This window comes from Neotabrizicola paludis (assembly GCF_044142105.1).
Lineage (GTDB): Bacteria > Pseudomonadota > Alphaproteobacteria > Rhodobacterales > Rhodobacteraceae > Pseudogemmobacter.
Genome location: NZ_JBGTYM010000001.1, coordinates 932,877 through 949,661, shown reverse-complemented (window position 1 = coordinate 949,661; position 16,785 = coordinate 932,877). Strand labels below are relative to the sequence as shown.

The following is a 16,785-nucleotide window of genomic DNA, read 5'->3' as shown; positions in this document are numbered from 1 at the left end:
TTACCGGAGATGGAATTCGTGTTTCAATTCTGGCCAAGCGTCGTCAAACCCGTCCTCGACGCCGTGAAGGCCCGGCGCGTGATCGAGATCGGGGCGGGTACGGGCCGCAACACCCGCCTTCTGGCTGGATGGGCGAAAGCCAACGGCGCGCGGCTCGAGATTGTCGATCCCGAACCCGGTTTCGATCTCGCGCCCCTCTGCGACCGTTTCGGCGAGAGCCTGTGCCACCATCGCCGCCCCAGTCTGGAGGTTTTGGCCGATCTGCTGCCGGCCGATGCCGTGCTGATCGACGGCGATCACAACTGGTACACCGTCTATCATGAACTTGAAGCGATTTATGGCGCCGCAGGCCCGGTCGATGCGCGGGCGCCCGTCAGCCTCTGCCACGATGTCGAATGGCCCTATGGCCGCCGCGATCTCTATTACAGCCCCGACCGCATTCCCGCTGAATACCGCCGTGACTGTCGCATGGGCGGGCTTCTGCCCCAAGAGCGCGGCCTGACGCCCGGCGGCTACAATGCCAATCACTTCCATGCCCCTCAGGAGGGCGGCGCCCGCAATGGCGTGCGCACCGCGATCGAGGATTTCCTCGCCCGGCGCGGCGGCGAATTCCGCGTGCTCTGGCTGCCGCTGCTGCACGGCCTCGCAGTGATCGTCCCCCGCGCCCGTCTTGAACAGGCCGATGCGCTTGAGGCAGTGCTGGCATCGCTCGAGATCAGCCCCCGCCTGCGCAGCCTGTGCAAGATCGCCGAGCTGGAACGGATTGACGCCGACCGGCCCATTCTGGCGCCCGTAGGCGCAGGCCCAAGGGCCGGCAGCGCCGCGCGCAGCTATGCCAGCGCCTTGCCCGATAGCGTGCTGGTCGATTTGCTGAAGGGCAGCATGGGCTATCGCTACAAGGGCCGCTCGATGCTGCTCAACCCGTTGGACATGGCCAATTATCTGGCGCTGATCGGCGATCTGAAACCGGCAGCGGTGATCGAGATCGGCAGTCTCGAGGGCGGGCGCACCGAATGGCTGGCCGATACGATGGCGGCCCTGAATCTGGACGCCCGGGTGATCAGCGTGGATCTGCTGCCCCGGGCGCCCAGCCGCCACCCAGCCATCGACGCGCGGGTCGGCGATGCGCTGGATCTGGCAAAGGTTCTGCCGCCCGAGGAAATCCGGCGTCTTGGGCATCCTTTGCTGGTCATCGAGGATTCCGCCCATGACGAGGCAACCTGTACCGCGGTTCTGAACTATTTCGATCCGCTTCTGGCGCCGGGTGATTATGTGATCGTCGAGGATGGCGCCTTTCGCGCCGAGGGCGACCTCTCCGCTGCCGCCTCCGACCTTTCCCCGCCGTCGCTTGCGATCGACGCCTTCCTGGCCAGGCGATCGCAGGATTACGAGATCGACGGCGCGATCTGCGACCGCTTCGGCTATAATGCCACCTTCAACTTCAACGGCTGGCTGCGGCGGCGATGAGCGACTATCCCGACAGCAACCGGCCTGACGCGCCGGCAGCGCCGCCACGCGCATCGGCATGGATCGACATGGCCCTGTTTGACCGTATCCGCAACGCGGTGGCGGGCGTCAGCCGTCCCTGGTGGAAGGGCGAGGTGGTCAGCGAGAACGGTCTGATCTATGGCACCAATCTTGGCGGGTCGCGGCCACCGCTCATCTGGTGTTTTCAGGGCCATGGAGAGTTCGCCGCCTTCGCGCGCGCGCTGGGGCCGGATCAGCCGCTCTATGGCATGCGATCGGGCCATATGATCCTGTCGACCAGTGCCGAAAACCACCTGCATATGGCGATGGTCTGCGTGCAGGAACTGCACTCCCTCGGTCTGCCGGGGCCGGTCTTCATCGGTGGCAACTGCCAGGGCGCGCTGCTGGCCCAGAAGATGGCGCAGCTCATCACGGCCTCGGGGCGCCCGGTTTCCTTGCTGGTCGAACTCAATCCCATGATCCTGACGCCCTATGCCGGACGCACGGCCCTGATCGTCGGCCGATACGACAAGACCAACCCTTTCAGCCGGTTCCACGATCCCGACACTCTCCTGCGTGCCAACCTGCCCAATTGCACCATCGATACCCTGCCATCGCAGCATGGGGAAATGTTCAGCGGCAGGATCCTCGCGCTGCTCAGCGCGGCGGTGCGCCGCCGGATGGACGAGGCGGCGGAGGCCTTCCCGGGATCCTTTGCCGACTGGTCGCTGCGCGCCGAACTTTCGGTTCCGCCCCGGCTTGAGATCGCGGCCGGAAGCTTGCAGGAGGTGCCGGTCACGCTGCGAAACAGCTCTGATTTCGCCTGGCCGCCCAGCATCCAGAGCGGCATTTCGGTCGGGAATCACTGGTTCAAGACCGATGGCAGCCTGGTCCAGTGGCTGGATGGCCAGCAGGGCTTCGAGCGGCCCGTGCCGCCCGGCGAGAGGCTGGATCTGACCCTTCTGGTGCGCGCGCCCGGCAAGCCTGGGGAATATCTGCTGAAAATCGATGTCCAGCAGGCCGGGATCATGTGGCTCAGCGAAACCGGCATCGAGACCGCCACCAGCCTGGTCAGTGTCTCCTAACCTGCCTAGGTGGCGGATTCGCCCGGCCTCACCGCCGTCGCGCCGCAGATGGAGCACCGCGCGGCCCTGGCAGCCATGCACGGTCGCCCCGCACAACGGGCCAGCGCCGCGCCCGTAGCCCCTGGCATCGCAGGGCGCCCTGACCCACTGCCGCGCGATGCAACAGCCGGTATCCAAGTCACTGATCTGCAGGGATAGTGGAGGCGGGTACCGGAATCGAACCGGTCTTCACGGATTTGCAATCCGCTGCGTAACCTCTCCGCCAACCCGCCGCTGAAAGGGTAGGGGGGAGATAGCGGAAAGGGTGGGGGGCTGCAAGGGGGTCGCGGGCGCTGCGCAGGGCGACGGGGTCCGGTCCGGCGGCAGCGCCCGCGCGTCTCGGGGGCGGCGGGTCACTGCGGGGTGACCCGGGGCCCGCTTCCCTCAGCGGCTGTAGCGGATGAAAGGGGTCACCTTGGCGATGCGGTCGTAAAGCTGGCGGGCGGTGGCGTTGAAGTCCTGGGTCAGCCAATAGACCGCCGGGGTGCCATTGGCATCGGCCTCGGCATAGACCGCCTCGATCAGCCGGCGGCCAAGGCCGGTGCCGCGCGCCTGCGGGTCGACATAGAGGTCCTGCAGGTAGCAGACATTCTCGATCTTCCAGCAATGGCGGTGGAAGAGGAAATGCACAAGACCAAGCGGCTGTCCGTCGACCAGGGCGAGACGGCCCTGGAAATCCTGCGGGTCGTCGCCCAGGAGGCGGGCGAATGTGGTCTGATAGACCGCTTCCGGCACCTGTGTCTCGTAATAGGCCAGATAGCCGGTCCAGAGGCGGCGCCAATCGGCCGCGTCCGAGGCGGTCAGCGGTCGGATCTCGATCTTCGGCATGTCCGGTCCTTTCAGAGTTTGCGTTTCAGCCAGGTGACGAAGGCCGCGACCGGGGCGCGGGTCTCGCCTTGCGGGGTCACCGCCCAATAGGTGACTTCGGGCAGGTCCCAGCCCGGCAAGGTGACAAGCGCGCCCGAGGCGATGTCGTCGCGCATGATGATCTCGGTCGCGAACAGCAGACCCAGGCCGCGCAGGGCGGCGGCGCTGGCCAGCATGGAATTCTCGATGAAGACCCGGGTCAGCCGCGCCGGATCCAGCCCGCGCGTCGCAAGCCAGCCAGCCTCGAGCCGGTCGCCGTCATTCAGGATCCAGGGCATTGCGGCCGGATTGGCATCGCGGGCGATCAGCTCGGGCGTGCCGACCACGACCATGCCGGTGCGGCACAGCATCTCCGCCTCGGTCCCCGGCCAGGGCGGGCTGCCCGCGCGGATGGCCAAGTCAAAGCCGTCACGGATCAGGTCGGCATTGCGGCTGTCGGGCACCAGCGAGACCGGGATGTCGGGATGTTCCGCCCAGAAGCCCGCCAGGATCGGCAAGAGCACGCTCTGCGCGAAGCCGGGCGTCGTGGTGATGCGCAGGCCGCGGCCGCGGTCGGCCAGCCGGGCGCGGTCCAGCGCTTCGGCCATGCCCGCGAAGCCCGCGTTCAGCGCCGCAGCCAGGCGCATGCCTTCTTCCGTCAGCCGCAAGCGCCGCGCCGCCTCGGCCACCAGCCGCACGCCCAGATGCTTCTCCAGCGCCCGCACCTGCTGCGCCACCGCCGGATGAGTCACGTTCAGCACCCGCGCCGCCGCCGAAAAACTGCCCAGCCGCGCCGCCGCCTCAAAGGCGCGCAGCGCGGGCAGGGGCGGAAGGCTGCGCCAGTCAAAGGGGATCATCTGAAACCCTGGCTTTCAGGTTCGAAAAAGACCTGAGCGGCAGCCTGCGCCGTTTTGTGGCAAAACACCAGTGGGTCCAGCAGCAACAGGAGGGTCAGATGTTACAGATGCCGAATCCCGATCTTCTGCGTGCCATGCGCCGCGTGGCCGCCGAGGACACCGCCGAGGGGCGCGAGGCCGCCCATCGCCGCACCCTGGCGCAGGCCCGGCGCGACAGCGCCCAAAGCCCGGGGCAGATCGTCCGGGCGCGCCTGCGGGTCTTGCTTGCCCGGCTCCTCCGCCGGGGCGTGAAAGCCGGAGGCCGGTCCGCCAAGACCGGCCCCCGCCCGGGCCTTACATGCCCAGCAGCCTTGGCAGGAACAGCGTGATCTCCGGGATATAGGTGATCAGCATCAGGAAGATCAGCGCCGTCATCAGCCAGGGCCAGGTCGCCACCGTCACCTCGGTCAGCCCCAGCCGCGACAGCGACGAGGCGACATAGAGGTTCAAGCCAACCGGCGGCGTACAGAGACCGATCTCCATGTTGACGACCAGCATGATCCCGAAATGCACCGGATCGACCCCCAGCGCCATCGCCACCGGATACAGGATCGGCGCCATGATCAGAACGATGGCCGAAGGCTCCATCACCATGCCGATCATCAGCAAGAGCAGGTTGACGACCAGCAGGAACCCGACCTTGCCCAGGCCCAGCGACACGATCCATTCCGACAGCGCCTGCGGAATCTGCTCCGAGGTCAGGATGAAGGCGAACATCACGGCATTGGGGATGATGTAGAGCAGCATCGCCGACATCGCCGCCGAGGTCAGCAGCACCCGCGGCACATCGCGCAGCCTGATGTCCTTGTAGACCCAGACGGCGATGACAAAGGCATAGACGGCGCTGACGGCGGCGGCCTCGGTCGGCGTGAAGATGCCGCCATAGATGCCGCCCATGATGATCACGATCAGCAACAGGCCCCAGACGCTGTCGCGGAAGGCTTTCCAGCGCTCGGCAAAGGGCGCGCGGGGCTGGCGCGGATAGTCATGCTTCCAGGCGCAGAACATCGTGGTCGAGCCCAGCATCATCGCCAGCATCAGCCCCGGCACCACGCCCGCGATGAACAGATCGCCGATCGAGGCCGACATCACCGGCGCGCCATCCGGCCCCTGCACGACCATGCCCGAGGTCGCGACGGCATACATGACCATGACGATCGAGGGCGGGATCAGGATGCCCAGGCCGCCCGCCGTGGCCACGGTACCCACACCGAATTGCGGTGGATAGCCCTGCTTGACCATGGCTGGGATCAGGATCGAGCCCACCGCCATCACCGTGGCGGGCGAAGAGCCCGAAATCGCGGCGAACAAGGCGCAGGACAAGACGGCGGCAAGGCCAAGCCCGCCATACCAATGCCCGACCATGGAGGAGGCGAAGCGGATCATCCGCCGTACCCCGCCGCCATGGGTCAGGAAGTTCCCGGCCAGGATGAAGAACGGGATCGCCATGATCTCGAACTTCTCGATGCCGATGAACAGTTTCAGCGCGATGGCATCCAACGGCACGTCGGACAGGGTGAACAGGAAGGTAAAGACAGTCAGACCCAGCGCGATCGAGACCGGCATCCCGGTGATCAGCAGCAGCGCCAGGATCTTCGGCGAAATGGCCTTTCGGCGCTCGATGGAGGAAAGCCTGACCGTAGGTCTGCGCGCCAAGGACCATGACGGCGGCGTCCTTTATGTGAATGCGGCCTTCTGCCGCCTGGTCGGCTGGCCTGCCGCCGCGCTTCTGGGCCAGGCGCCGCCGATGCCGTACTGGGCGCCCGAACGACTGGAAGAAACGCTGGCGCAGCAAAAGGCGTTGGCCGAAGGCGGCGCGCAGAGCCGGACCTTCGAGACCCGCTTCCGCCGCGCCGATGGCAGCGAGATCGACGTCCAGGTTTATGAAGCCCCGCTGATCGACGCCCGCGGGCAGCATCGCGGCTGAATGGGCAGCCTGGTCGACATCAGCGATGCCAAACGCGCCGCGCGCCTTGCCCGCGCGCAGGACGAGGCGGTGGCGCGCACCGGGCGGCTGGTGACGCTGGGCGAGATGGCTTCGACCCTGGCACATGAATTGAATCAACCCCTTGCCGCAATTGCCAGCTATGCGGCCGGCACGCGCAACCTGCTCGAACGCGGCGAGGGAACCGAGGCAGCGCTGACTCCGGTGGTCGAAAAACTGTCGCTCCAGGCCGGGCGGGCAAGCCAGATCATCCGCCGCATCCAGGACCTGGCCCGGAAGCGCGAGCCAAAATTCACCCGGCTGGCGCTGGACGAGGTCATTCAGGGCACGGCGGGGTTTCTTGCGGCTGATGCGCGCGAACATCGGGTGCGGATCGAGCTTGCGCTGGCGGCGGCGCCCGAGGTCGAGGCCGACCGCATTCTGATCGAGCAGGTTCTGGTCAACCTGATCCGCAACGGCATGGAGGCCATGGCCGGCACGCGAAGCGGCGATGCGCTGACCCTGCGCCTGACCGATCGCGAGGGCGCGGCGGTGATCGAGATCGAAGATCGTGGTCAGGGCGTCGAGGCGGATATGGCCGCGTGGCTCTACGATCCCTTCGCTTCGTCCAAGGCGCAGGGCATGGGGATGGGGTTGAACATCTGCCGCTCGATCATCGAATTGCATCGCGGCCAGCTGACCCATCGGCCCGCGCCCGGCGGAGGCACGGTGTTCGAAGTGGTTCTGCCTGCGGCGGGCGACGATCGGATGGCGGCGGAATGAGCGAATTTTCGACGAAAATTCGGGCTCTTGCGGGGGAGGCGCAGGCAATGATCCACATTGTCGATGATGATGAGGCGGTGCGAGACGCGCTTGCCTTCCTTCTTGCCTCGCGCGGGATCGCGACACAGGGCTGGCCCTCGCGCGAGACCTTTCTCGAGGCGATGCCGGTCGAGGACTGCGCCTGCGTGATCCTGGATGTGCGCATGGCGTGTCTCTCCGGCCCCTAAGTCTTTGAGCGGCTGCGGGCGATGGGCCTGACCGCGCCGGTGATCTTCCTGACCGGCCATGCCGATGTGCCGGTGGCGGTGCGCACGCTTAAGGCCGGGGCCTTCGATTTTGTCGAAAAGCCCTTCAACGACAACCAGATCGTCGATCTTGCCATCGCGGCGATGGACCGCCATGCCGCTGAACGCGCGGGTGCTGCCGAGCACGAGGCCCTCGCCGCGCGCCTGTCTGGCCTGTCCGCGCGCGAGGATGAGGTGATGCGCCTGATGCTTCAGGGTCTATTGAACAAGCAAATCGCCGCCGGGCTGGGCATCGCCATGCGTACGGTCGAGGTGCATCGCGGCCGCGTTCTTGCCAAGCTGGGCGCGCAATGTCGCGGAACTCGCGCTTTTGCTGGCCGGGGCCGACCGGCGGGACTGATCTGGATCAAATCCGCTGCCGCGCTGCCGGTTTATGATTTCGTCTCCAGCCCTGCGGAGCCTCGCAACGAATGCGCCTGACGGTCCGAGCCAATCTTGCCATGCGCATCCTGATGCAGGCGGCGGTGAATGCCCCGGGGGTGATCCGCGCCGTCGATGTGGCCCGGGCCTGCAATGCCTCGGTCAACCATGTCTCGCAGGTGGTCAGCCAGCTTGCGCTTGCGGGCTACCTCAACACGCAACGCGGGCGCGGCGGCGGTATCGTGCTGGCGCAGGCGCCGGGTGCGGTGCGCGTGGGCGAAGTGTTGCGGCTGATCGAGGCCGACGTTCCCTTGGCCGAATGCATGTCGCGTGACGACAATACCTGTCCGCTGACCGCCGCCTGTCGCCTGCGTGGTGCGCTGTGCCGTGCGCTTGACGCTTTCTACGCCGCGCTGGACGAGGTGTCGCTGGACCATCTGATTGCTAACAATCCGGCGCTGGCCGGCCTTCTGGCCCATGAAAAACCGCCTCTCGTTGGATAGCATTCGGTCCCGGCGCGCCGCGGTCAGAACAGTTCGATACCAGCGGCCGCCTGAGGTGCCGGGCGCAGCGGGCGGGGCGGCGGCGGGGTTTCCTGAACCTGGCTGCCGGGGATCAGCAACTGGCGCGCGCGCCCGCTGACCGGGTGAAAGGTGATCCGGCGAGCCTGCGTGCCGCCCAGGCTTTCGGCGATGCAGGGAATGCCTTCGTCGCGCAGGAACTGGCGGGCGAAACTGGCATTCGACGCGCCGATATCGCGCAGATTGGTGGCGATCTTGGCACCGCCGAACAATTTGGCCTGCAGCTGGTCGCGCCGCGCGCCGCCGCGCAAGAGCGCGTTGATCAGCATTTCCATGGCATGGACGCCATAGCGGATATCTCCGGCCGCCGCGCCGGGTTGCGACTGGGCCAGAAGGAAATGGTTCATGCCCCCGATGGCTGCGCCTTGATCCCAAAGGCAGGCGGCGACGCATGAGCCGAGCACGGTGGACAGCATTTCCTCGGGGTTGCGGGTGATGCGGAATTCGCCCTGGACGACCTGCACCGTGGGTTGGGGCGCTGTGTGGTTCATTTGCGGGCAGCCTCCATCCGCTGTTCCGTGCAATGGGCCAGGATTGCGCCTGCCATCTGCGGCAGGGCCACGATCTGTTCGGCGGCGCCCAGATCGGCCGCGGCGCGCGGCATCCCATAGACCACCGAACTCGCCTCATCCTGGGCGAGGGTGCGGGCCCCGGCTCGGCGCAGCTCAAGCAGGCCCTGCGCGCCGTCGCGCCCCATCCCGGTCAAAAGCGCGGCGACGATGCGCGGGGCGACCGGCAGCGCCGATTGAAACAGCACATCGACCGAGGGTATATGGCCCGAGACCGCCGTGCCGGGCAGGACGCGGGTTTGAAGCGGTGTGCCGGGCGCGAGTTGCAGATGGCCCCGACAGCCAGCGCCGACCACGATGGTGCCGGGCGACAGGGCGATCCCATCCTGTGCAGGCAGCACGCGCGCCTTGGCGCAGCGCACGAAAAGCCGGATCAGGCTGTCGGAAAAGGCCGCGCCGGTGTGCTGGACAATGGCCGTGGGCGGACAATCCGGCGGCAGGGCGGAAAGGATCTGCAGCAGCGCGTCAATGCCCCCGGTCGAGGCGCCGATCAGGATCACGCTGTCGGGCCGGAACGCCCTGGCTGTTCCGCTGTCTGCTGGCGTGACCGCCGGAAGGCGGCGCGGCATTGCCGCGGCCTGGACGGCGTGCAGGCGTGCGCGCAGGGCCGCGGGCGCCGTCCCCGGCAGGATGGCGGCATCGCCCGCAGCGGCTCCCGGCCCGGTCGCGATCTCGATACAGGCGGTGCCGATCATGCCGAACAGGGACAGTATGCCTTCAAAGTCGGGATGGTTCAGCATGTCACGGCCGATTAGCGCGATATCCGGTTCCCGTTGCTCGGCAAGCATATAGACCGCGGACAGATCGGTCGCCTGTCCGCAGAGATCGATATCGGGCAATGCGGCGAGATCGCGGGCGAGGCGCGATTGCGCCAGGGGGCTGGACGTGGCGATGATCACGCGTAACGCGGGCATTGCGGTCTCCGCGACAGGGGAAGGGGGCAGTGAACGGATCTGGCCGGGAAAGCCGCGGCTGCGGGCACCGTCAGGCAGAAGCGCGCGGGTGGCGCCCGGGCGGGCCGGATATGCATGTCAAAAATCCTCCCAATCGCCCACCGCAGCCGCCGGGAGCGGGCGCGCAGGGGCCGGTACCTGCGGCTGCGGCCTCTCCGGTGCGCGCTGGGCGGGATCCGCCAGAACTGCAGGGGCGAACGGCGCATCTGCGGCGGCGGCAAGCGGCGCGGGTGTTGGAAGAGGTGAGGCCGCGCCACCGCCAGGCTGGAAGCGGGCGATCAGGGTCTGCAAAGAGACCGCCTCGCGCGACATGGCGCGGCAGGCCTCCTCGGCCTGGCTGACCATTCCGGCATTCTGCTGGGTAACCCCGTCCAGCTGCGTCATGCCGGTATTGATCTCGTTCAGCCCGGTCGATTGTTCCGAGGCGGCAGCAGCGATCTCGGAGATCAGCTTTGCGATCTCCTGAACCCGCATCACGATGCGCGACAGCGTGTCGCCCGTCAGCCCGACCTGGGCGACGCCGCTTTCCACCTGCTGCGAGGATGTGGCGATCAGGGCCTTGATCTCGCGCGCCGCCTGCGATGAGCGCTGCGCGAGCGCCCGCACTTCCGAGGCGACTACAGCGAAACCCTTGCCCGCTTCGCCCGCCCGTGCGGCCTCGACGCCCGCATTCAGTGCCAGAAGGTTGGTCTGGAAGGCGATGTCATCGATTACGCCGATGATCTGGGTGATCTGGCCCGAAGATCCTTCGATTTCCTGCATGGCCTGTACGGCCCTGCGCACGATATCGGCCGATTTCTCAGCCTCGCCCCGCGCCTGGGTGACGATGTCTTCGACATTGCGCGCCGCCGCCGCCGTGGCGCGGACGCTGCCCGTCATCTGGTCCAGCGCAGCGACCGCCTGCTCCAGCGTGGCAGCCTGGGTCTCGGTGCGCCGGGACAGGTCCGAGGCTGACTGGCCCAGCCGTTCCGCTGCATCGCCGATCTTGGTCGAGGATTGCGCGACCCCCGAAAAGGCCAGCGCCATCTGCGCGAGCGCCGCGTTGAAATCGTGGCGCAAGGCATCAAGCCCTTCGGGAAAACCCTGGGCGATGCTGGCCGTCAGATCGCCCGCGGACAGCGCGCGCAAGCCTGCGCCCAAGGCCATGACCACGCCATCTTGCTCTTCCCGCATCCGCAGGGCCGCCGCTTCGGCCTCGGCCGCCAGGGCCAGCTTGTGGCGCAAGCCTTCCAGCGTCGAGGCCATCCCTCCCATCTCGTCGCGGCGCTGGGTCTCGGGCACTTCGCTGGCCAGATCGCCTGCGCCCACCCGGGTCAGGGCTGCCGACAGCCGGGCGATGGGCCGGGTGACCGAACGCGCAAGGGCCAGCCCCGCAAGGGCGATCAGCACAACCAGCACCAGATCGGTCACGGCCGAGCGGAGACGAAAGGCGGCAAGCGTCGCGTCGATATCCTGCCAACTGCGATCCATCACCAGGCGCCATCCGGCCTCGCTTGCGGCAAGGGTCTGAACGATCGTCAGGCCCCGCTCGCCGGTGACGGTGACCACATCGTCAAGCAATTGCCCGGGCGGGGCGGCGTCCAGGCGTTCTGCGGCGGGCAAGGCCGCGTTCACCTCGAACAATCCTGCTTGCCGTGACGAGCTGCGGCTGCGTCCGTCAGGGCCAAGAACATAGGCTTCGCCGGTCGCGCCCAGCCCTTCCTCCAGTCCCAATGTCTGCAGCAGCGGCTCGATCGGAACCTGGATTGCAAGCACACCCACCAGCGTGCCAGAGCCATCAAAGGCCGGGGAGGCGACGAACATCGCCGGTTCCCCCTTCGACGGGGCATAGGGCTGGAAGTCCGAAATCGTGCTGGACCCGGCGGGCAGGGTCAAAGCCTTGGCAAAGATGCGGCCCAACTCGGTCGCGGCATAGGCGCCATGGGCGAGGTTCGTGCCGAAATCATCTTCTTTGGCAACGGTATAGAGCACGTCGCCATCCGGCGTGATCAGGAAGATGTCATAATAGCCTGATTTTTCCGCCAGGGTGCGGAGATAGGGGTCCAGCTGGGCATGGCGGGACGGATAGGGGCCTTGCAGCGCGTCCTGATCCGCGCTGCCGCGCTGCGCGGCACGGTTGGCCAGAAACCTGTCGCGCAGGCGGGCCAGGGGATCGGCGCCAAGATCGGCCAGCGCGGCGCCGAGATCCGATATCGCCCTGACCACGGTCGGGTTTGCGGCGGTGGAGACGGCGCCCGCCTCGACGGTTTCAAGCCATTGGTTGATTCGGTCGGCCCGCCACTTCGAGGAAGCGATCAGGTCGCCCCGCGCCCTTTCGATCGTCAGCTCCTTCACGGCAAGATATGACAGGCCCTGGCTGACCAGTTCGACCAGAAGGCAAAGACCGATCACCGCGAGCGGGACTTTCCACCGGATCGGCAGAGCGAGCTTTCTCATCTGGCGGGCGTCCTTTGGCAGGATACGGGCGGAACGGCAGGTCTGGTGGGCAGTATCCGGATCAGGCACGAAGAAGCGGTTAAAGAGGATACCCGCGGCCCGGTTGGACCCGCGTTCAGAAAAGTTCGGTCAAGCCGGCCCCTGGATCATGGGCGCGCGCGCGGCCGCCCAGGGCATGGCGCAATTCTTCGAGCCTGAGCGCGGCGAGCGCGTCGAGCGCGGGCTGCGGCAGCGGCGTGGCACCGGTCAGCGGCGCGATGGCCGAAAGCCAGCGGGACAGATCGTCAAGCCGCTGGTCCAGAAGGTCGATCGACTGCACTTCGGCCAGCGGCAATCCGGCACCGCGCAGGCGCCCGCTTTCAACCAGGCGGTGGACCGTGTCCTCGATCCGCTGGACGATGGCGCGGCAGCGCGCCACCTCCTCGGCGGTGCGGGCGATCACCTCGGCCATGGTCGCGGGCGCGGGGATGGTCACAGGGGGCCCACCACGCGTTCGATGCTGGCCTTGACGGTCGCGGTGGTGAAGGGCTTGCGGATCAGATTGTTCAGGCCAAGCTGCTGGCCGCGCTGCATCACCTCGGGCGAGGGCGTGCCGGTGATCAGGATAAAGCCAATGCGCTGCGTCGTCTTGTTCTGGCGCAGCGCCCCCAGCAGGTCGAGGCCCGACAGTCCGGGCATGTTCATGTCCGAGATTACCAGATGCACCGGGTTGGCGGCCAGCTTGCCCAGTGCGGTCTTGCTATCGGATTCGGTGGCGACATGCTTGATGCCGATCTCCTCGAGCGATTGCGAGATCAGGGCGCGGCTGACGGACATGTCGTCGACGACAAGGACGCGAAGGGAATCTTTGAGGCTCATGGCAGGGTGCCTTTCGTGATCGGGCCGGGGGAGGGCGGTCAGGGAACGGTCGGGACATCGGGGCCCGGCGGGCCGAGCGCGCCGGCCGGGCTGGCATTGCGGCGGTAGGCGGTGATGCCCACGCTGTCGAGCTGCGCCGTGGCGGGGCCTGACAGGCGTTCGGAATGCCCGATGCAAAGCAGCCCCCCGGGCGCAAGCAGCGCCGCATAGCGTTGCCAGAGCCGGGCCTGGGTCGGCTTGTCGAAATAGATCGCGACATTGCGGCAGAAGATCGCGTCGAAAGGGCCATGAACCGGCCAATCCGCCATCAGGTTGAGTTCCGCGAAATGAACAAGGCCGCGGATCCGGGCCTGGACCTGAACCTGCGCCGAAGTCTCGGCTGCGCGGTCGAACATCTGTGCGCGCAGCCGGTCTGGCACGCCCTTGGCTTCTTCGGCAGGGTAGTTCGCCGCGCGGGCGCGGGCGAGGATCGCCGGGTCGATATCGGTGGCGAGGATGCGGATGTTCATCCGCGTCGCTTCGGGCAGCAGCTCAAGTACAGTGGCCGCGATTGAATAGGGCTCCTGCCCGGCCGAGCAGCCGGCCGACCAGATGCGCATCCGTTGGCCCGCGCGCAACCTGTCGGCCTGGGGTTTCAGAACCAGGTCCGAAAGCAGGGTGAAATGATGCTCTTCGCGGAAAAAGTGGGTGACATTGGTGGTCAGCGCCGAGATCAGCTCGACCCGCTCCGCCGCGCCGCCATCGCCTTCAAGCTGGTTGCAATAGGTCGCGAAATCCGGGCAGCCGGCCTTGCGCAACCGCTTGACCAACCGCGAATAGACCAGGTCCTTCTTCGACTCCTGAAGGTGCAGCCCGTATTCGCGGTGGGCAAAGGCGGCGATGCGGGTGAAATCGGCATGGGTAAAGGCGATGTCGGCCCGATAGCCGCGCGGCTCCGCCGCTGCGCCGGTTGACAAGGGTGCGGCCGCGTGTGGCAGGGAAGCCGCGGTCATGCCGCCTGCCTTCCCTTGCTCTGGATCACTGCGGCAAGGTCGATCACCCGGGTCATGCCCTCTTCGATCGGAATGACGCCGGTGATCGAGAGCTTGGTGGATTCCGACCTTATGTCCGGCGTATCCTGGATCTGCGACCGGGCGACCGACAGGATCTCGGACACGGCCTCGACCAAAAGCCCGACGGTCTGATTGTCGATCATGGCGACCACCACGACATTGCGCGGGTTTTCGGGCGTGTTGCCCAGGCCGAACCGCGCCGACAGATCGTAGATCGGGATGACCGAGCCGCGCAGGTTCATCACCCCCAGCACTTCTTTTGGCGCGTGCGGCAGTGGCGTCACCGCGCTCCAGCGGCGGATCTCGCGCACATGCGAAATGTCGAGCGAGAAGCTTTGTCCTCCTGCCTGGAAGGTGACGAATTCAGCATCGATTCTGGTATCGGCGTCAGACATGGGCTGCTCCTGAAGGGGCGCCGGGCGGGGGCGCGAAGCTGCGGATCGGCACGTGGCCGTTCAACATGCGGTTGGAGGTCAGTGCCTCGGAGTCGAGGATCAGGGCGATCTGGCCATCGCCCAGAACGGTCGCGGCGGAAACGCCGGGGATCGAACCGTAATTCGATTCCAGCCCCTTGATCACGACCTGGCGCTGATCGTGAACCGCATCGACGATCAGGGCGCATTGCGTCTGGCTTTCGGTCTCGACGAGCAACAGGAGCGGCGGTTCGTCGCTGTCGCGTTGCGGGAAGCCCAGGCATTGCGCCACATCGATCATCGGCAGGAAACGGCCGCGGATCGACAGCAGCTTTTCCGATGTGCCCATGTGATGCAGATCGCCTGGGCCGGGCCGGATGGTCTCGATCACCGAGGCGATCGGGATCACCATGGTCTGGCCCGCGACCGAAATGACCATACCGTCCATCACGGCGAGGGTCAGCGGAAGCGAGATGATGAACTCAGTTCCCTCGCCGGGTTGCGAGGTGATCGCCACGCGCCCACCAAGGGCGGTCACGGCATTCTTGACGACGTCAAGACCGACCCCGCGCCCGGAGAGATTCGAAATCTTCTCGGCTGTAGAGAAGCCCGGCAGGAAGAGAAGATTGTCGATCTCGCCATCGGTCAGTTCCGCATCGGAGGACACCAGGCTTTTGCCCACGGCCTTCTCGCGGATGCGGGCGCGGTTCAGCCCGGCGCCATCGTCGCGCACGGTGATGATGACCGAGCCCGAGCGATGCGCCGCCTGAAGCCGGATCGTGCCCTCGGGATCCTTGCCTGCGGCAAGGCGCGCCTCGCGCCCTTCCAGCCCATGATCCACCGCGTTGCGGATCATATGGGTCAAGGGGTCGGCCAGGCGCTCGATCACGGTCTTGTCGACTTCGGTCGCCTCGCCCAGCGTGACCAGACGGGCCATCTTGCCCGTGGCCTCGGCCGCTTCGCGCACGATGCGGGACATGCGTTGGAAGAGCGGTTTCACCGGCTGGGCGCGGATCGCCATCACCGCTTCCTGGATGTCGCGCGCGAGGAGCCGGTAATCCTCGACATGCGTGATGACCTCGGCATCGGTCGGCAGCGAGAGGTCAAGGATCGACTGTTCGATCATCGCCTGGTTGATGATCAGCTCGCCCACGGCATTGATCAGCCGGTCGACCCTTTCGAGATCGACGCGCAAGGTGGGCTTCGGGCCACCGGAACCTCCTTCGTCGTCGCTGGGGCGCTGCTCCCTGCGGCCCTTGGTGCCGGATAGAAGAGCGGGCGGCGCGGCCAAAGGCGCCGCATCCAGCGGACCGGCTTCGGTCAGGCTCTCGCTGGCTGCGGGGGCGACCGGGTCGTCAGCCAGATTTCCAGGCATGGGCTCAGGGGCCGCCTCGACCGCCGGCGGCGTATCCGGGGCGTCCATCCGGGCCGGGGCTGGGCCGATTTCCAGCGCGCAGAGACCCTCGACGAATTCGAACGCCTCGTGCAGAACGGTTTCGGGTTCGCTGCTGCGCAGGTGCAGGGTCCAGCCCAGATAGCTGCCCGCAGGGTCGAACGCGTCCCAGGACGGCAGTCCCCCGACATCGAGCGTCACGTGCAAGCGGCCAAGATCAGCCAGTGTCGCGAAGATCAGCGCAGGGTCGTGGCCATTGGCGTAAAGCCCGGCCATGGGATGGAACGTGATCTTGTACTCGGTTTCGCCCTCGGCGGGCGCTTCGGTGGCAAATGTGTCGGGGGGCGGCAGGTCGATCGGGTCGAAATCCAGCGTCACAGCGTCAAAGCCGAAACAGGGATCCTCATCCCCTGCCGCACCGGGGGCGGGCGGGGCTTCGACTTCGCCCAGGCAGGCGGCGAGATTGGTCAGGAAACCCTCGGTCGCCTCGGCATCGACCTCGCGCTCTTCGCGCGCGGATTCGACCTGATCGGCGAGATGATCGGCCGAGCGCAGGAGCGTGTGCATCACTTCGGGGGTTAGCTCGATCTTGTCCGAGCGCAGCGCATCAAGCACGGTTTCAAAACGATGGGCAAAGGCGACCAGGGCATTGAGCGCGAAGGCCCCGGCGCCGCCCTTGATGGAATGCACGGCGCGGAAGACGGCATTCACCGTCTCGGCATCATGCTCGTCCGCCTCCATCAGTTGTAGGCCCTCGGCCAGCGCCTCGAGCAGTTCCTCGCATTCCTCGAAGAAAGTGTCGCGGATGGAATTCATCGATGCCAT

General features: G+C 66.8%; 19 protein-coding genes and 1 tRNA gene. 8 read left to right on the top strand and 12 right to left on the bottom strand.

From position 1 onward, the window contains the following. Window positions 1–9: 9 nt before the first annotated feature. Both ACED67_RS04635 and ACED67_RS04630 read left to right on the top strand, forming a co-directional pair. Window positions 10–1,467: a CmcI family methyltransferase gene (locus tag ACED67_RS04635; protein WP_395540361.1), complete on the top strand. Its 1,458-nt coding sequence runs from the start codon at window positions 10–12 to the stop codon at window positions 1,465–1,467. Further along, on the top strand, window positions 1,464–2,552 hold the full coding sequence (locus ACED67_RS04630; RefSeq protein WP_395540360.1) for a COG1470 family protein: 1,089 nt from the start codon (window positions 1,464–1,466) through the stop codon (window positions 2,550–2,552). Before ACED67_RS04635 ends, ACED67_RS04630 begins: the two co-directional genes overlap by 4 nt. A 198-nt stretch (window positions 2,553–2,750) precedes the next feature. Here the strand turns inward: ACED67_RS04630 and ACED67_RS04625 are convergent. From ACED67_RS04625 to ACED67_RS04615, 3 genes are all read right to left on the bottom strand, one after another. Beyond that, window positions 2,751–2,824, bottom strand: a tRNA-Cys gene (locus tag ACED67_RS04625). A 151-nt stretch (window positions 2,825–2,975) separates the two neighbouring features. Continuing rightward, complete coding sequence (locus ACED67_RS04620) at window positions 2,976–3,419, bottom strand: GNAT family N-acetyltransferase (protein ID WP_395540359.1); 444 nt, start codon at window positions 3,417–3,419, stop codon at window positions 2,976–2,978. Between the two features lie 11 nt (window positions 3,420–3,430). Next, the gene (locus ACED67_RS04615) at window positions 3,431–4,294 is read right to left on the bottom strand and encodes a LysR substrate-binding domain-containing protein (RefSeq protein ID WP_395540358.1); all 864 of its coding nucleotides are present in this window, start codon (window positions 4,292–4,294) and stop codon (window positions 3,431–3,433) included. Between the two features lie 98 nt (window positions 4,295–4,392). On the opposite strand from ACED67_RS04615, the gene ACED67_RS04610 reads away from it, so the two are divergent. After that, a complete protein-coding gene (locus ACED67_RS04610; RefSeq protein ID WP_395540357.1) occupies window positions 4,393–4,662 on the top strand; it encodes a hypothetical protein in 270 nt (89 codons plus the stop codon). Here the strand turns inward: ACED67_RS04610 and ACED67_RS04605 are convergent. Further along, window positions 4,628–5,899 (bottom strand): TRAP transporter large permease, encoded by a 1,272-nt coding sequence (locus tag ACED67_RS04605; RefSeq protein ID WP_395540356.1) that lies wholly within the window; start codon window positions 5,897–5,899, stop codon window positions 4,628–4,630. The genes ACED67_RS04610 and ACED67_RS04605 overlap by 35 nt on opposite strands. Before the next feature lie 37 nt (window positions 5,900–5,936). On the opposite strand from ACED67_RS04605, the gene ACED67_RS04600 reads away from it, so the two are divergent. From ACED67_RS04600 to ACED67_RS04580, 5 genes are read left to right on the top strand one after another with little or no spacing between them, the layout of a single operon-like run. Continuing rightward, window positions 5,937–6,260 (top strand): PAS domain-containing protein, encoded by a 324-nt coding sequence (locus ACED67_RS04600; RefSeq protein ID WP_395540355.1) that lies wholly within the window; start codon window positions 5,937–5,939, stop codon window positions 6,258–6,260. Further along, window positions 6,261–7,040 carry a sensor histidine kinase gene (locus tag ACED67_RS04595; RefSeq protein ID WP_395540354.1) on the top strand — a complete coding sequence of 260 codons (780 nt, stop codon included), beginning with the start codon at window positions 6,261–6,263 and terminating at the stop codon, window positions 7,038–7,040. It abuts the gene before it with no gap. A gap of 47 nt (window positions 7,041–7,087) precedes the next feature. Continuing rightward, window positions 7,088–7,267 carry a response regulator gene (locus ACED67_RS04590; protein WP_395540353.1) on the top strand — a complete coding sequence of 60 codons (180 nt, stop codon included), beginning with the start codon at window positions 7,088–7,090 and terminating at the stop codon, window positions 7,265–7,267. Between the two features lie 21 nt (window positions 7,268–7,288). Then, entirely contained in the window at window positions 7,289–7,765 is a 477-nt protein-coding gene (locus ACED67_RS04585) for a response regulator transcription factor (protein ID WP_395540352.1), read from the top strand. After that, a complete protein-coding gene (locus ACED67_RS04580; RefSeq protein ID WP_395540351.1) occupies window positions 7,756–8,208 on the top strand; it encodes an RrF2 family transcriptional regulator in 453 nt (150 codons plus the stop codon). The genes ACED67_RS04585 and ACED67_RS04580 overlap by 10 nt, the downstream gene beginning before the upstream one ends. Before the next feature lie 23 nt (window positions 8,209–8,231). On the opposite strand, the gene ACED67_RS04575 is transcribed toward ACED67_RS04580, so the two are convergent. The 8 genes from ACED67_RS04575 to ACED67_RS04540 all read right to left on the bottom strand — a co-directional run bounded on the left by ACED67_RS04575 (window position 8,232) and on the right by ACED67_RS04540 (window position 16,785). Then, window positions 8,232–8,777, bottom strand: coding sequence for a chemotaxis protein CheD (locus ACED67_RS04575; RefSeq protein WP_395540350.1), 546 nt, complete (start codon window positions 8,775–8,777; stop codon window positions 8,232–8,234). Further along, window positions 8,774–9,769: a chemotaxis protein CheB gene (locus ACED67_RS04570; RefSeq protein ID WP_395540349.1), complete on the bottom strand. Its 996-nt coding sequence runs from the start codon at window positions 9,767–9,769 to the stop codon at window positions 8,774–8,776. The genes ACED67_RS04575 and ACED67_RS04570 overlap by 4 nt, the downstream gene beginning before the upstream one ends. Before the next feature lie 117 nt (window positions 9,770–9,886). After that, window positions 9,887–12,244, bottom strand: coding sequence for a methyl-accepting chemotaxis protein (locus ACED67_RS04565; RefSeq protein WP_395540348.1), 2,358 nt, complete (start codon window positions 12,242–12,244; stop codon window positions 9,887–9,889). A gap of 115 nt (window positions 12,245–12,359) precedes the next feature. Next, the gene (locus ACED67_RS04560) at window positions 12,360–12,719 is read right to left on the bottom strand and encodes a DUF8776 family protein (RefSeq protein ID WP_395540347.1); all 360 of its coding nucleotides are present in this window, start codon (window positions 12,717–12,719) and stop codon (window positions 12,360–12,362) included. Then, a complete protein-coding gene (locus ACED67_RS04555; RefSeq protein WP_395540346.1) occupies window positions 12,716–13,102 on the bottom strand; it encodes a response regulator in 387 nt (128 codons plus the stop codon). Before ACED67_RS04555 ends, ACED67_RS04560 begins: the two co-directional genes overlap by 4 nt. Window positions 13,103–13,140: 38 nt before the next feature. Then, the gene (locus ACED67_RS04550) at window positions 13,141–14,094 is read right to left on the bottom strand and encodes a CheR family methyltransferase (RefSeq protein WP_395540345.1); all 954 of its coding nucleotides are present in this window, start codon (window positions 14,092–14,094) and stop codon (window positions 13,141–13,143) included. Continuing rightward, window positions 14,091–14,549, bottom strand: coding sequence for a chemotaxis protein CheW (locus ACED67_RS04545; RefSeq protein ID WP_395540344.1), 459 nt, complete (start codon window positions 14,547–14,549; stop codon window positions 14,091–14,093). Before ACED67_RS04545 ends, ACED67_RS04550 begins: the two co-directional genes overlap by 4 nt. Further along, window positions 14,542–16,785, bottom strand: a complete 2,244-nt coding sequence (locus tag ACED67_RS04540; RefSeq protein WP_395540343.1) for a chemotaxis protein CheA — start codon at window positions 16,783–16,785, stop codon at window positions 14,542–14,544. Before ACED67_RS04540 ends, ACED67_RS04545 begins: the two co-directional genes overlap by 8 nt.

Bases quoted from the DNA above. Each gene is read 5' to 3' on its own strand.
- ACED67_RS04635 (WP_395540361.1), top strand. From the start codon at position 10: ATGGAATTCGTGTTTCAATTCTGGCCAAGCGTCGTCAAACCCGTCCTC.
- ACED67_RS04630 (WP_395540360.1), top strand. From the start codon at position 1,464: ATGAGCGACTATCCCGACAGCAACCGGCCTGACGCGCCGGCAGCGCCG.
- ACED67_RS04620 (WP_395540359.1), bottom strand. From the start codon at position 3,419: ATGCCGAAGATCGAGATCCGACCGCTGACCGCCTCGGACGCGGCCGAT.
- ACED67_RS04615 (WP_395540358.1), bottom strand. From the start codon at position 4,294: ATGATCCCCTTTGACTGGCGCAGCCTTCCGCCCCTGCCCGCGCTGCGC.
- ACED67_RS04610 (WP_395540357.1), top strand. From the start codon at position 4,393: ATGTTACAGATGCCGAATCCCGATCTTCTGCGTGCCATGCGCCGCGTG.
- ACED67_RS04605 (WP_395540356.1), bottom strand. From the start codon at position 5,899: ATGCCGGTCTCGATCGCGCTGGGTCTGACTGTCTTTACCTTCCTGTTC.
- ACED67_RS04600 (WP_395540355.1), top strand. From the start codon at position 5,937: ATGGCCTTTCGGCGCTCGATGGAGGAAAGCCTGACCGTAGGTCTGCGC.
- ACED67_RS04595 (WP_395540354.1), top strand. From the start codon at position 6,261: ATGGGCAGCCTGGTCGACATCAGCGATGCCAAACGCGCCGCGCGCCTT.
- ACED67_RS04590 (WP_395540353.1), top strand. From the start codon at position 7,088: ATGATCCACATTGTCGATGATGATGAGGCGGTGCGAGACGCGCTTGCC.
- ACED67_RS04585 (WP_395540352.1), top strand. From the start codon at position 7,289: ATGGGCCTGACCGCGCCGGTGATCTTCCTGACCGGCCATGCCGATGTG.
- ACED67_RS04580 (WP_395540351.1), top strand. From the start codon at position 7,756: ATGCGCCTGACGGTCCGAGCCAATCTTGCCATGCGCATCCTGATGCAG.
- ACED67_RS04575 (WP_395540350.1), bottom strand. From the start codon at position 8,777: ATGAACCACACAGCGCCCCAACCCACGGTGCAGGTCGTCCAGGGCGAA.
- ACED67_RS04570 (WP_395540349.1), bottom strand. From the start codon at position 9,769: ATGCCCGCGTTACGCGTGATCATCGCCACGTCCAGCCCCCTGGCGCAA.
- ACED67_RS04565 (WP_395540348.1), bottom strand. From the start codon at position 12,244: ATGAGAAAGCTCGCTCTGCCGATCCGGTGGAAAGTCCCGCTCGCGGTG.
- ACED67_RS04555 (WP_395540346.1), bottom strand. From the start codon at position 13,102: ATGAGCCTCAAAGATTCCCTTCGCGTCCTTGTCGTCGACGACATGTCC.
- ACED67_RS04550 (WP_395540345.1), bottom strand. From the start codon at position 14,094: ATGACCGCGGCTTCCCTGCCACACGCGGCCGCACCCTTGTCAACCGGC.
- ACED67_RS04545 (WP_395540344.1), bottom strand. From the start codon at position 14,549: ATGTCTGACGCCGATACCAGAATCGATGCTGAATTCGTCACCTTCCAG.
- ACED67_RS04540 (WP_395540343.1), bottom strand. From the start codon at position 16,785: ATGGCATCGATGAATTCCATCCGCGACACTTTCTTCGAGGAATGCGAG.